This window comes from Rhizobium sp. SRDI943 (assembly GCF_057653695.1).
In genome coordinates, this window is the sequence record NZ_JBYGKN010000005.1 from 19626 (window position 1) to 33196 (window position 13571).

9 protein-coding genes and 1 pseudogene are annotated in these 13571 nt (G+C 56.3%); 4 read left to right on the top strand and 6 right to left on the bottom strand.

Features of this window, described 5'->3' with window-relative positions; translation table 11 throughout:
- The first annotated feature begins 54 nt into the window (after positions 1-54).
- The 4 genes and pseudogenes from AC245Y_RS35050 to AC245Y_RS35065 form a co-directional block, all read left to right on the top strand.
- Positions 55-2262, top strand: a complete 2208-nt coding sequence (locus AC245Y_RS35050) for a type I secretion system permease/ATPase (protein ID WP_017997739.1) — start codon at positions 55-57, stop codon at positions 2260-2262.
- Positions 2259-3734, top strand: coding sequence for an HlyD family type I secretion periplasmic adaptor subunit (locus AC245Y_RS35055; protein ID WP_017997738.1), 1476 nt, complete (start codon positions 2259-2261; stop codon positions 3732-3734). The genes AC245Y_RS35050 and AC245Y_RS35055 overlap by 4 nt, the downstream gene beginning before the upstream one ends.
- Before the next feature lie 142 nt (positions 3735-3876).
- Positions 3877-5066, top strand: a protein-coding gene (locus AC245Y_RS35060; protein WP_085989730.1) for an IS3 family transposase whose coding sequence is annotated in 2 segments (ribosomal slippage) — positions 3877-4129 and positions 4129-5066 — 1191 coding nt in all. Because the reading frame shifts where the segments join, the coding sequence is not laid out codon by codon here.
- Between the two features lie 29 nt (positions 5067-5095).
- Positions 5096-5235: pseudogene (locus AC245Y_RS35065) on the top strand (ATP dependent DNA ligase); the annotation flags it as partial.
- A 248-nt stretch (positions 5236-5483) separates the two neighbouring features.
- On the opposite strand, the gene AC245Y_RS35070 reads toward AC245Y_RS35065, so the two are convergent.
- From AC245Y_RS35070 to tnpC, 6 genes are all read right to left on the bottom strand, one after another.
- Entirely contained in the window at positions 5484-6668 is a 1185-nt protein-coding gene (locus AC245Y_RS35070; protein WP_017997736.1) for a S1 family peptidase, read from the bottom strand.
- A gap of 31 nt (positions 6669-6699) precedes the next feature.
- A complete protein-coding gene (locus tag AC245Y_RS35075) occupies positions 6700-7875 on the bottom strand; it encodes a hypothetical protein (protein WP_017997735.1) in 1176 nt (391 codons plus the stop codon).
- Between the two features lie 632 nt (positions 7876-8507).
- Complete coding sequence (locus AC245Y_RS35080; RefSeq protein WP_245274089.1) at positions 8508-9323, bottom strand: DUF3800 domain-containing protein; 816 nt, start codon at positions 9321-9323, stop codon at positions 8508-8510.
- Between the two features lie 610 nt (positions 9324-9933).
- Positions 9934-11091 (bottom strand): hypothetical protein, encoded by a 1158-nt coding sequence (locus tag AC245Y_RS35085; protein ID WP_157628401.1) that lies wholly within the window; start codon positions 11089-11091, stop codon positions 9934-9936.
- A 505-nt stretch (positions 11092-11596) separates the two neighbouring features.
- Positions 11597-11893 carry a hypothetical protein gene (locus AC245Y_RS35090; RefSeq protein WP_003554972.1) on the bottom strand — a complete coding sequence of 99 codons (297 nt, stop codon included), beginning with the start codon at positions 11891-11893 and terminating at the stop codon, positions 11597-11599.
- The gene (tnpC, locus tag AC245Y_RS35095; protein ID WP_017996994.1) at positions 11893-13515 is read right to left on the bottom strand and encodes an IS66 family transposase; all 1623 of its coding nucleotides are present in this window, start codon (positions 13513-13515) and stop codon (positions 11893-11895) included. Before tnpC ends, AC245Y_RS35090 begins: the two co-directional genes overlap by 1 nt.
- Positions 13516-13571: the final 56 nt, after the last annotated feature.

Below are 13571 nucleotides of genomic sequence, written 5' to 3' on the forward strand. Positions count from 1 at the left end.
CTAATGCCGGCGCCTCATGGCGCCTGCAGACCCTCTCTTTCTTGATCTCACGCCATGACGGACATCCAGACAGCATCCGAGCTTGGCGCGGCGAAAGCGGAGATTAGAGACGACCTCACACCAGCACCTGAAGCGACAATCGCCGACAGCGGACTGGCGGCGATCTGCGCTGTTGCCGGCTATTTCAGGATCGCGTCGCGTCCGGAGACGCTGAGCCGCGAGCTTGCGCTGACGAGGCCAGCGGCTGCGGACGATCTGCTACGCGCAGCAAAGATAGTCGGCCTGAAGGCGCGCACCATCCGTGCGAAGAAGGTCGCTCGTTTGGCGACCCTTCCGGCGCCAGCTCTTGCATCGTTGAAAGACGGCACTTTTGCGGTCTTTGCCGGCGTGGCCGGCGAAGGGCGATATCGGCTGATCAATCCCATCGATTTCTCCGCCCGCAATGTCGAGGCGGACGAGTTGCTGGAGCTGACCTCGGGCGACTTCATCCTCGTCCAACGTCGCTTCGCCGGCCCTGGCGCTTCGCAGCAGAATTTCGGGTTCCGCTGGTTCCTGCCGGCGATCTGGCGCTATCGGCGGGCATTCGGCCATGTGCTGATTGCCTCGCTCGTCATCCAGATCTTCGCGCTGGTGACGCCGCTGTTCTTCCAGGTGGTCGTCGACAAGGTGCTGGCGCATCGCAGTTATTCGACGCTGATCGTGCTCGTTGTCGGCCTTGCCGCCGTCGGGCTGTTCGATGTCGTGCTGCAGTATCTCAGGACCTATGCGCTGTCGCACACGACCAACCGCATCGATGTCGAGCTCGGCCGGCGGCTGTTCCGGCATCTCCTCAACCTGCCGCTCAGCTATTTCGAGACCCGCGCCACCGGCCAGACCGTCGCCAGAGTGCGCGAGCTCGAAACCATCCGCAATTTCCTGACGGGTCAGGGCCTGTTCTCCGGCCTCGACCTGATCTTCACCATCATTTTCATCTTCGTGCTGTTTTCCTATTCGTCGAAGCTCGCTTGGATCGTCGTCGCTTCGATCCCCTTTTACATGGCGATCGGATTTCTGATCCGCCCCTTCCTCAAGGAGCGGATCGACGAGAAGTTCGAGCGCGGCGCCTTCAGCCAGCAGCTGCTCGTCGAGACCGTGGTCGGCATCCAGACGCTGAAGGCATCGGCGGTCGAGCCGGTGGTCTCCTCGCAATGGGAGGAGCGGCTGGCCGCTTACGTGCGCTCGTCGTTCCTGGCGACCATGCTGGCGGCGAAGGGTCAAAACGCCATCCAGTACGTCAACAAGATCACCTCGGCCGCTCTGCTGCTCTTCGGCGCGCGGGCGGTCATCGATGGCGAATTGAGCGTCGGGGCCCTGGTCGCCTTCAACATGATCGCCGGACAGGTCTCTCAACCGATCCTGCGCCTGTCGCAGCTCTGGCAGGATTTCCAGCAGGTGCAGGTTTCCGTCGCCAGGCTTTCGGATATTCTGAATGCCCCGCAGGAGCCGCGGCCGAGCGTTGCCGTCAGCCTGCCGCCGCCGAAGGGGGCGATCGCCTTCAAGGCGGTGAACTTCCGCTATTCACCCGATGGCCAGGACGTGCTCAAGGACATCAATTTTTCGATCAGGCCGGGCGAAGTCATCGGTATCGTCGGCCCTTCCGGCTCCGGCAAGTCGACGCTGACCAAGCTGGTGCAGCGCTTCTATATCCCGAACAGCGGCCAGGTTTTCGTCGACGGCCAGGATATCGCCCAGGTCGATCCGGCCTGGCTGCGGTCGAATATCGGCGTGGTGCTTCAGGAAAACATGCTGTTCAACCGGACGATCCACGACAATATCTGCATGGTCAATCCGGCCATGTCGCGGGCGGCCGCGATTCAGATGGCGCGACTGTCGGGCGCCGACGAGTTCATCGCCAAGCTGCCGCGCGGCTACGACACACTGATCGAGGAGCGCGGCGCCAATCTTTCCGGCGGCCAGCGGCAGCGCCTGGCCATCGCACGCGCCCTTGCCACCAATCCGCCGATCCTCATCCTCGATGAAGCAACGAGCGCGCTCGACTATGAGAGCGAGCGCATCATCCTCGGCAATATGCGCGAGATCGTCCGCGGCCGCACCGTCATCATCATCGCCCATCGCTTAGCGACCGTGCGGCATTGCAACCGCATCATCGGCATGAAGGACGGCCGCATCGTCGAAGAGGGAACGCACGAGACGCTGCTTGCCCGTCCGAACGGGCTCTATGCCCATCTGTGGCAATTGCAGACGGGACCAATCCAGTCATGAACCAGGCCGTCCAACCTCCGCGGCTTCCACCAAAGCCCCCGAAGCGATTGCAGGTGGACAACGAGTTCCTGCCGGCAGCACTCGAAATCCTGGAAACGCCGGCTTCGCCAATCCGCACGGCGCTGATCTGGTTCATCTGCGTGCTCACCGCCGGCGCACTGATCTGGAGCTATGTCGGCAGATTCGACATCGTGGCGACAGCCCAGGGCAAGATCCAGCCGACCGGACGCGTCAAGGTGATCCAATCGATCGAGGTCGGCAAGACGATCGCGGTCCCGGTCGCAAACGGCGCCAAGGTGGAAGCCGGAGACATTCTCGTCGAGCTTGACCCGACCGAAGCCCGGGTCGAAGTCAACACGCTGACCACCAGCCTCGCGGCACTGCGGGCAGAAGTCGCAAGACGTGGCGCGGCATTAACGCAAGTCAACGCTTGGCAACGTGGTGATCTTTGGAGCGGAATACGCCGGATCGAGATCGTCCCCGAATTCACCGACTCCATCCCGACGGAGATCCGCACGCGCGAGGAACTGCTCTACACGTCCGATCTCGAGCAACTCGCATCGACACTCGACAGCCTCGCTGCCCAACGCAATCAGCAATTCGCCGCGCTGAAGAGATATACCGAGATGGTCGCCGCCCAGCAGGCGCTGGTGGCAACGCTTGCAGATCGTGTGACGATGCGCTCCAACCTCGTCGATCTCAGCGCCGGATCGAGATCCGGCGTCATCGATGCGGTTGAAGTCAGGCAGAAGGAAGAGGCAACACTCGCCGAGCAGATCGGTCAGCGGGCGGAAGCGGAAACCGCGATCGTTACGGCGGCAAGCGAAGGCCTGAAAGCCATCAAGACCTTCGTCGCCGACAATGCTCAGAAGCAGGCGGCAGCATCACGAGAGATAGACGAGAAGGAACAGCAGCTGGTCAAAGCGGCCAAACGGCTGGAGTCGATGACGATCAAAAGCCCGATCAATGGCGTCGTCCAGACATCGGCCATCACCACGGTCGGTCAGGTGGTGACCGCTGGCGCCGAACTGATGCGGATCGTCCCGGATGATGCCTCACTCGAGATTGAAGCCTATCTGCCGAACAAGGACATCGGCTTTGTCTCACCGGGACAACCCGCTGTCATCAAGATCGAAGCCTTTCCCTTCACCCGCTATGGCATTCTCAACGGCACGGTCACCCGTGTCGCGACCGATGCTATTCCGGAACCTGATGCACAGCAGCTCGAAGGCCAGCCGGCAAAGGAGCTGCAGAGCATGATCCCGATCGGCAATGCGCAACGCGTCCAAAACCTGGTCTTCCCGGTCACCATCAAGCCGGATGTCGCAAGCATGAACATCGATGGAACCCGCGTTGCGCTTTCGCCGGGCATGTCGGTCACCGTCGAGGTCAAGACCGGTAGCCGGCGGATCCTTGAATATCTGTACTCGCCGCTGGCTGAGGTTGCATCGGAAGCAATGCAGGAAAGGTAGTCGCAGCGCGGCGACGTCACGTTCACCAAGGGTTCTTAGGCTACGAGCATTACTTTGGCAAACGAGGCAAGGTCGGTGGTGACCTGCCACTGAGAATTTCCTCCAGAATGGATTAGAGTCCGGCCTATTAAGGGACGGACGAATGAAGAAGCAGAGATTTACGGAAGAGCAGATTATCGGTGTGCTGAAGGAGCAGGAGGCTGGCGCGAAGGCGGCCGACCTCTGCCGCAAGCACGGGATTTCAGAAGCGACGTTTTATAACTGGAAAGCCAAATATGGCGGCATGGAAGTCTCCGAGGCGAAGCGGTCGAAGGCGCTTGAGGACGAGAATACCAGGCTGAAGAAGCTGTTGGCCGAACAGATGCTTGATGCAGCCGCGCTCCGCGAGCTTCTTGCAAAAAAATGGTAGGGCCTGCCGCCAAGCGTGAAGCCGTCACGCATCTGAAGGCCGTCATGGGTCTTTCGGAACGGCGGGCCTGCCAGATCGTATCCGCCGACCGCAAGACGATCCGTTATCGGTCCAATCGACCGCCGGAGGTCGATCTGCGAGCGAAGCTGCGTGACCTCGCTAATGAGCGACGGCGTTTCGGCTACCGGCGGCTATTCATCCTGCTTCGGCGAGACGGAGAGCCGTCCGGGGTCAATCGCATATACCGTCTTTATCGCGAGGAAGGGCTTTCCGTTCGCAAGCGAAAGGCCCGTCGGCGTGCTGTCGGCACGCGTGCGCCGATCCTGGTCGAAGCGAAGGCCAATGCCCGCTGGTCGCTGGATTTCGTCCACGACCAGTTTGCCTGCGGTAGACGCTTCCGGGTGCTAAACGTTGTCGATGATGTGACGCGCGAATGTCTGGCGGCAATCCCCGACACGTCGATCTCCGGTCGCCGTGTTGCTCGGGAACTGACGACGCTGATCGAACGACGCGGCAAGCCTGACATGATTGTCTCCGACAACGGCACCGAATTCACCTCGAATGCCATTCTTGCCTGGTCGAAGGATCACAAGGTCGAGTGGCACTACATCGCGCCGGGAAAGCCAATGCAGAACGGCTATGTCGAGAGTTTCAACGGTCGCATGCGCGACGAGTTGCTCAACGAGAGCCTCTTCTTCGGCCTCGATCATGCCCGCAGCGCCATCGCTGAATGGGCTGAGGATTATAACCATTTCCGGCCGCACTCATCGCTCGGATATCAGACCCCGGCAGACTATGCCGGGACCATCGCCGCAACCGGCTCCAACGCTGCGCAAGATGAAAGCTTCGCGTTTCCGCCGGTTGCTCACACCGCGCCATTTGGCGTATTCAAAGCCGCCGAGGCTCTAACCGCCGCTGGATGAACGTTCAGTGGCAGGTCACTGGCAGGCGAAAGAACATCGTCTGGCTGCAGCCGACGCTAATCGCCGAGATTGAGTACCGGGCGTGGACAGAGACGGTAAGCTGCGGCATGCCTCTTATAAGGGGTTGCGCGAGGTGCAGGACAACGCCGACGTATATGAGATGAAATGAGGAATATCTTCAAAGCTTACGAGCAGTGCCAGTCCGATCTGAGCCAGATGGCGGGGGATACGGCTGGAGGCGGCAGCGCGCCATTGAGCAGTACATCTCCGTTGAAACCGTGAAGCGGGTTGACGCTCAGCCTCGCTCAGCACCGCCGACGTCAGAGGGGTCGGCTTTGTCGCTTACGTTCTTTAGCGCTGCGCAGGACGATTGCAGCCCGATTGAATGACGGCGAAATGCCGGGCGGTTGGCGCGCACTAGTTTGAGCTTACGTCCGCCCAGATGTAACCGCTACAATTGCCCGCCAAGCGAACAACGTTTTCGACGTGTATCTCCTTGCCATCTCTAAAATGACCGACGACCGGTGTCTCCTGGTAAGTGCAGCCGTCTTCTTTCAATTTCACCACAACAAACGGCCCTGTTCTAGCGTTTGCCGGCATTGAAAGGGTAATAGAGGTGCCACTCAAATCCTCTGGCGATTTTCCAATGAGGTCTGATGACCGGGGCGTTCCCCAAGTGCCGCTGCCTCGATATGTGCCAAGAAATATCCAGCCCTTGGTTGCAGTCGCGTCAGCTGGTTCTGCTGCTGGTGGAGTCAGCTCATTCAGTGTTTCCGGAATTTGAATCAGTTCGTCTTGCGCCGGGGCAGCGTCCTCTGTTTCTGGGGCTGGAATCAGGAGTGGCATCGGTTCGTCTTGCCCCGGGTTGATTTGGGCAGCGTCGCAGGGTGACGATGAGGCAAAGTCAATACCTGCCTCGTATAGAAGTGACTGCCCCATGCGAAGTGGCAACACGAAACTGATTCCTGTAGCGCTCTCATTGACGGCGATTGCTATTCCGATGGTCCTGCCATCGGCCCCAAAAATAGGGCCGCCGCTGTTTCCGTGGTTGAGCAACAGGTTGGTTTGATACCAAGGCTTTGTTACCCCGTCTAATACAGTGTTCATCGCAGATATCGACTGCTCCGCAATCGTCGATAGGTCCCCTCCCTCCGGGAAACCAAGGCCAGCGACTCGGTCTCCAACGGTGGGCTCGGTAGCCGGATCTGCAAGCGGTACGGTTGGCCAAGGATCATGGTTCTTGTGTATTTTTAACAGCGCCACATCGAGGTTCTCAATACGGTCTACAACGAAGGCTTCTTGGACCGCGATTCTGCTGTCCTCAAACTTCACGCTGACTGTGCTGCTATCAATCTCAGTGTCGAATACAGGCCTCAAATTGTGATTAGCCGTGAGAATGTAGCCCGATCCCTCAATAAGGAATCCCGTTCCGAACGTCTTTCCTTTCGCGCCCGATTTTTCCGTGTAGTCAAAGATTGTACGGACAACCGCCTGATTGAAATTCTCGAACAGACATTTCTCCAGACCTTCTGCTGCGGCATGATTAGGGGCAGTGAGCCCAACCATCAACGCGACCGACATTCCAATCTGGCTCTTAAACATTGCCTTCTCTCCCCGCTGCCTCCCGGTTACGTCATGCTGAAAAGATAGTGAGGATTTGCCTAGTTCTGTCTTTCAATTTTTGCCCGTATCCTTTGCCCCCTATCCGTTCACCCATGAGACTGATCGAGCCAGCTCCTTTTCCGTTGATTGCTATTGTATCTCTAGAGAGGCCGAGGTAGTTCCCTGCCTTCGCATGTTCATCGACCGCGGCGCACAAAATATAGCGATCTTTGTCCTCGAACAGTGCATCCCAGTCGGCATTGGTGGAAACGGTCAAGACATCGTCGATAGCCATACCTTTCCAGCGGTCGCGATATTGAGCGGGAATGCCAGAACCCTGGTAGGCCAAAATCCGGGGAACAAGCGGGCGATAATTCGCGCGCCAAGTTGTTTGGATCAAACCCCGCCCCCGGAACTTATAGAAATCCGTTTCCAGGAGAAATTCGTTGTCCGGCCCGGGCTTGTGGGGATAGCTACCAACAGGGAACGCATCTCCCCGCCAGACAGGATCTGTTGCACCGGTCAGCGCCTTCGCGCCCGAGAGGCCCGAAAATGCCTGGCAAAAGGTCTTGTCGTTTAAAAGATCATGCGCCGAGAGGTTTTTCTTGCCCGGATCCTTGTTGTACGATGCCTTACGCCAGGTTCTCTTTGTCGCCTTGTCGGTCAAGACCACGGTATCAAAGAGGTAGCTAATGCCGGGATGTGCCGCGTTTCCGAACCCCTCATTGATGTTCCTGAGATTGCCGCCACACTCATTGATGAATACCGCCATGTACGTCACAACTTCGAGGAATGTTAGTGGGCGTATTGCCAGGAACTGATCCCAGAAGGCGGTGAAATTGGCCTCGGCTCTTGAGCCATTAATCCGCTTGTTCTTCCAAGGGCCCGTTCCCGCGACATTGCTGTTGAACCAAGTTATGAATGTCTGATTTGTTCGCTTGTTCACGATGTCCGCGATCTCTGAAGCGGACGTCAGTTTAGTGGCGGCGTATTTTTCAGATTGGCCCGGTAGAATGTCGGGCGCGTCAGCGACGAGCGAAGTTACACTGCCGCTCTGCACGTCCCAGGCGCCGGCAAAATCCGCGAAGCCAAGTTCGTTTGGAGCCCTCGCGAGTTCGGAATCTTCCGAAGTTGTTGCAAAGATTTGCCCGGAAGCAAAAAGTGGCGTGGCCGCAAGGCCGCTGAGCACAAGACGTCGCGAAAGCATTGTATCTCCCAACTCTGCTGCATATCCTCCCGAAGGGCATTCTCCGCTTATTCTTTCTTGGTCGGACTGCAAGCTGAAGTGGCATTCTAGAGCAGCTTAACCGAAGATGGTCAATTAACCTGAACTTACTAGTCGAACTCGGCGGCCGCTTGCATTGACGAGAACTCGCCTGCGGCCTGTCCGGGCCGGTTGGCTTGGCCACCGCAGTAGCGGCTGACGTAACAACACTTCGTGGCCGGAGGAAAGAAATCATTAGGCTGCAACCGACGCTGATATAGGAACTCGAATATCGGGCCTGGACCGGAGACGGCAAGATGCGGCATGCATGGCCGCGCGACCGGGAGACGGAGCCGCGTCTACGGAATGGATTGAAATGTCGGGTGGCATCCCTTCACAGCGGAGTTATGCTTCATGGGGAATAGGGGGAAGGCGGTTTTCGGCCAACCACTAACGCGTCGTAGCATTGGTGAGGGGACGACTGCCGGAATCGAATCGGATGCGGAACGATATAACGACTCCTTTATGTGAGTTGCGGAAGCCGGCTGAATGAATTAATCTTCAGGATAAGGGTGGGGGTGGCTGAAAGGGTTCATGTGATGGGCCTGATTCCTCCGGATAGGCCCCCCTGCTCCCTACAGCTTGAAGTTCCAGATATGGAAACCGATGTCTGGATAGACGGTATCAACGCAAAAATCAGGGCAGGCAAAAGCCTCCCGCATATAATCATAAATATCAGCTTTTGCGGTGCCGTCCCTTTTACTAGGGCCGCCATTCGCAGCGAAGCCAACTGCCCCGATCATTAAATCGGCGATCTGAGAGCAGCGGGTTTTACGCACTTCGGCGAAATCAAACTGTAAGAACCGTCGGCGGATTATAGGTAGTGATACCGGCACCGAGTTGTTCAGGCACCTAAGCATTTCAGTGACGTCGTACTTGGTGTCCATATTCCCGTGAAAACAGCGGAAGAGACCTGATTTTTTATAGTGCCGATACCATTTGAAATGATGCTGGTACAAAAATTTAAAGAAGCCTTTGTCTGCGTCATTTTCATTATGCCGCTTATGGTCGACTTTCGTTTTATCAAAGATAATGCAGCCAAAATCGACCTTTCGCGCCGCAATGTGATCAGCAATTACGTCGATAACAGCCTTATAGGCGTTCATCTTTGCCTTATTGATGTGCTTCCACTGGATTGCTTCGGGGAATTTGAATCGAGCGTATGATCGCGTTATAGACTCAGAGAAGCTTTGGGTGTCCGCTGATCGGAGGAGTATGCCGCCGATTACCATATAGCGATTATTTGCATCGCTGTGGCTTTCATCGGAAAACGCGGCGTAGTCGTGCCGACGATCTACAAGTATCAAAGGAGTTGATGGCATCGCGATGGCGCAGAAGCTAAGCGTGAGACGCGATTGAAGAATTTTTGCGAGGCATATTCCATTTGCCAAATTCGTCTTCGCAAACGGCGTAACCACGACGCACTACACCAAAATTCACCCACGGGAAATTCTCCTGCCCTACGAATCGCGCCCTCCCAAACGCACTCTGATAGTAATTTAGAGCTTCATTAAATGCGAATCCATTTTTGCAACCGGCGAATCGCGGTTTCTGGGCCTGCGTGCGCGGGTACACTTCCGGGCGGGTCTCAGCAAAAGCAACTCGGCCTTAACATCAAGGTATAGCCAGTCGCGACAGGCAGCAGGTTACGTGGTGGGCTGTCACATCAGTCTTGACGTCGACTATCGGTGACAGATTAGCCTTGGCCCTAAAGCTTGAGGTGACACATGACAAAAATCGGCTACGCCGCCTCGATTGTGTCGCGCTGCGCTTGCGAGCTCAGGGATATGGAGCGCGCTGGATCATGCGATGTGAGATCGTTGATGAGTTCTATCAGCTCTGGCGCAACGCCGACCAAGAGCGCCGTCGCTGCACGCCCCCCCCTCGTGCAACAGATGGATGGCAGCTTCGATTTCCCGACATAGTCAATTAGTAAAGAATTTTATATACTGGCTTCCTCGCGCCAATTCACTGAAGTGTATCTGATGTGAGGATACTCTTCTAATTCGTTCCTCGCCAGAGCGCACGAAGTATGAAGCCAGAATATTCCAGAAGATTGTGGGCGTGGGAGAAGGCATGCGGTAAAACGCAGCCGGAAGACGAACTTGGGTCCAGAAGCGGCAAAGAGTTTCTTGTAGTTGGGTGGACAGTACTTAGTTTTCCGGCGTGAAGGAATTTTGATCTTAAGCCGTATTTATCCTTCAGGAACGCTTCCACATACTCACCAAGATGCGTGCGGCCGAGCTGGGCCACTCGCTTGGAGATTTTGTATACGGGTTGTCCGCAGGTTTGGCAGGATGATGACCCGCCTCCGCCCAAGTCCAAACTTGCTGCTTCCAGCGAAGAGATAAGGAGCGTCGTGATGAGGTCACCGTGAATGGCATCCTCCGAGCGATGAAACTTAGCAGCCTGATGAAAATGAAGGGCCGATTGCAACACTCTGCTGTCGGCAGTTATTCGCCCTTCGATGATTTCACTTAGGGAAGAGACCGTACGTGCTTCCAGCCGCAGGTATTTCTCATGCGTCGGAAAATCCTCCAGCCATTTGCTTTTTCGCCAGAATTGGTTCATTTTGCTGTCCAAACGTTCTTCAACATTTGATAAACTGCAAAACTCGAAAGAACAATTTGTCCACACCGACAGGAAATCAAGTATTTTTGGAAGGCGTTGATTTGCTATTACATCGGCATCAACTGAGTCGTGTGCCAATATAGAGAATTTAAGCATATTAAATCCACTATGGCATGGAATTATTTCTAAATTTGGCGCGGTGTAGTGAGCGATAGTTAGCTTTGGATTTGCTCTAATCCCCACCGACATCGAAATCTGCGAAAGAGCGGCCTCGGAATTTTTGGCGCGCGAAACGCATGATGCGAGTCGCTCCTCGATATTACCAACGTGGCTCCTTGTTTTATCCGGAATTTCGAAGTGCATACCCTTTAACGAGTCACGCTTGCCATATTTGACCCAAACGTCAATCGACCCGGGTATGTCGTCTCCGAGGGACATAAATCCGAAATGTATTGTGTTCTGACGTCCGTTGCGTCGCGGTGTGTATATCCAACCGACTTTTCCGAACTCGCGACGAATTTCCGCCCACAAAGCCCGTAAAAAGTTGTTCGATTCCTCAAGTGATTTTGTCGATAACGGGAATTCCACGGTAATGGCTTCTATTTGTTAATTCTTCGTCAGGATGGGAGTTCGAAGACTCATTGATTGTGAATTCATTTAGGCACATCAGTGGTTAAAACTCAGGCTGCGAAGACGGGATTGCTTGCCTCAAATTGACGGTTCGTGCCGCGCGGGCCGAGTAGTTTCGCGAAACGGAGAAACTGTCGAGAGCGCTAAAGGCGTGGCCCCCGCCGAACGACTTGAATGGGAACTCACGATCAGGTGCGCTTTGTCGCTTCGATGAGGGCCCACGGCGCGAGTGCCGAGGAAGTTGTCGACGGCTCCTCCTGAGGCTCGCGGAATGGCTAGCTGCTTATCCCGCTCGAAGCACGACCACCTAAGCTGTCGGAACACGAAGCGAAATTGAGATCGCAGAAGCAGTCTTGACATTGACTATTTGTGACGGGGTAGCCTCAGGCCTAAAGGTCGAGGTGACATATGACAAAAATTGGTTATGCCCGGGTCAGCACGAATGACCGTAACCGCCCGATTGCTACCGCGGCGATTTTGCTTTGATGCGAGCGACGAGCAGCTCGTCGTCAACAAAGCTGTCGAGGAAGTCGTTCCATTCTTGGGGTGAGCGGCGGGCGTCTTTGAGCATCTGCTCCAATTCGTCCATGCCGTCGTCCGTCAGTGCGGTCACGGATTCGTCGTCTCCGGTGTACACGGAGATGATGCTGCCGTAGCTCAGATTATCATCGTTGGAGACGATTGCCTGAAGAAGTTCCGGGTCCTCTTCGAGAATTTCGGCAACAAATTTGATCGTACGGACGTAGGTGACTGTCGCCATCAGGCTGCCTTTGCGTCGATTGCGGTGATCGTCGACCAGTTCCACGGAAGGAGTTCGTCGAGTCGATTGATCTTGTGATCGTGGATGCGATCGAGCACGTCAGTCAGATAGGCTTGCGGGTCAAGACCATTCATCTTTGCCGTCTCGATGATCGTCATGGCGCGTGCCAAGGTCTCCGCTCCCGTATCGGCTCCCGCGAAGAGCCAGTTCCGTCTTCCCACGCCTATCGGCCGCAGTGCCCGCTCGGCGGCATTGTTGTCGATCGCAACGCGACCGTCTTCGAGGAACAGACAGAGCGAAGACCATCGGCTCAATCCGTAGCGGAAAGCTGTCGCCAGATCGCTTTTGCCCGGAATGCGCGTGAGTTGAGCTTCAGCCCAGTGGCGGAATGCATCGACCTTAGGCTTGCTCTGGGTCTGACGCGCGGCAAGCCGGATCTCAGGAGGCTGCCCATTGATGCCACGCTCGATGTCGTAAAGCGCTCCGATGCGATCGAGAGCCTCTCGCGCGATCTCGGACTTGTTTGATGTCCAGATATCGTGGAAGTCTCGTCGCCAATGAGCCCAGCAGGCGGCTTCCTTGAAGCGAGATGTTCCATTCTCTCCAGGCGAGTATAGCTTGCCATATCCTTTGTAGCCGTCAGCCTGAAGGATGCCGCTTGATTGCTTGAGGTGGCGGTGGACGTGCTCTTCTTTCCAGTCAGGAGCAAAATAGTAGACTGCACCGGGCGGGGAAGTCCCCACCCATGGACGTTGATCCCGGACATACGTCCAGATCCTGCCCTTCTTCACACCCTTGCCCAACCCCTTGTCTCGCAGCGAGCGATCCAGCACTCGGATCGGGGTGTCGTCGGCATGAAGGAGGTCACTTGCCATAATCGCCGTTTCGATCCGCTCGCTGAGAGGCTGAAGCACCTGCATGGCGCGACCACACCAATCAACCATCGTGCTGTCGGGAATGTCGGCGCCCATGCGGGCGAAGATCTCGTTCAGACGGTACAGTGGCAAATGGTCGTCGAACTTCGAGACCAGAATGTACGCCAAGAGGCCAGCGCCGGCCATGCTGCCCGGTATCGGGCGGCTGGGTGCTGCCACCTGCACCATTTTCTCGCAGCAGCGGCAGGACTTCTTCAGTCGAGAAACTTCGATGACTTTCATCTGCGCGGCGATCATGTCGAGGATTTCGCTGACGTCCTCACCGACAAGACGCAATTCACCTCCGCATTCCGGGCAGCAGGAGCCAGGATCGAGCTCTCGGCGCTCGCGAACCGCCTTGTCCGAGACGCGTGGGCGCCGGCGCATGATCTTTTCAGATGTATCCGCCAAGGGAACAACAGACGCCGCCTCATCAGGTTCATCGATTGGCGCCGTACTGCCTTCAGCGGCGGCGATCAACAGATCCTCAAGCGCTAGTTCCAACTGCTCGATTTCACGCTCAATCTTTTCGGAGGACTTGCCGAAGACCTGTTTCTTCAGCTTGGCAATGCGCAGCCGCAGCGTTTGGATTAACTGATCATGCGCTTGCAATGTGGCCGACATCTTCGCGTTTTCCGCCTGCAAAGCGGCAATCATTGCCTTGAGAAAGGCTGGATCGTCCGGAAGATTTGTCGTCGCGCTAGACATGATCCTGACTACCACGAGCCAGGATAAATTTCCATAAAAACCAGTGGTTTCAGTGG

Coding starts and splice junctions, on each gene's coding strand:
- AC245Y_RS35050 (WP_017997739.1), top strand. CDS start 55: ATGACGGACATCCAGACAGCATCCGAGCTTGGCGCGGCGAAAGCGGAG.
- AC245Y_RS35055 (WP_017997738.1), top strand. CDS start 2,259: ATGAACCAGGCCGTCCAACCTCCGCGGCTTCCACCAAAGCCCCCGAAG.
- AC245Y_RS35070 (WP_017997736.1), bottom strand. CDS start 6,668: ATGTTTAAGAGCCAGATTGGAATGTCGGTCGCGTTGATGGTTGGGCTC.
- AC245Y_RS35075 (WP_017997735.1), bottom strand. CDS start 7,875: ATGCTTTCGCGACGTCTTGTGCTCAGCGGCCTTGCGGCCACGCCACTT.
- AC245Y_RS35090 (WP_003554972.1), bottom strand. CDS start 11,893: ATGGCGACAGTCACCTACGTCCGTACGATCAAATTTGTTGCCGAAATT.
- tnpC (WP_017996994.1), bottom strand. CDS start 13,515: ATGTCTAGCGCGACGACAAATCTTCCGGACGATCCAGCCTTTCTCAAG.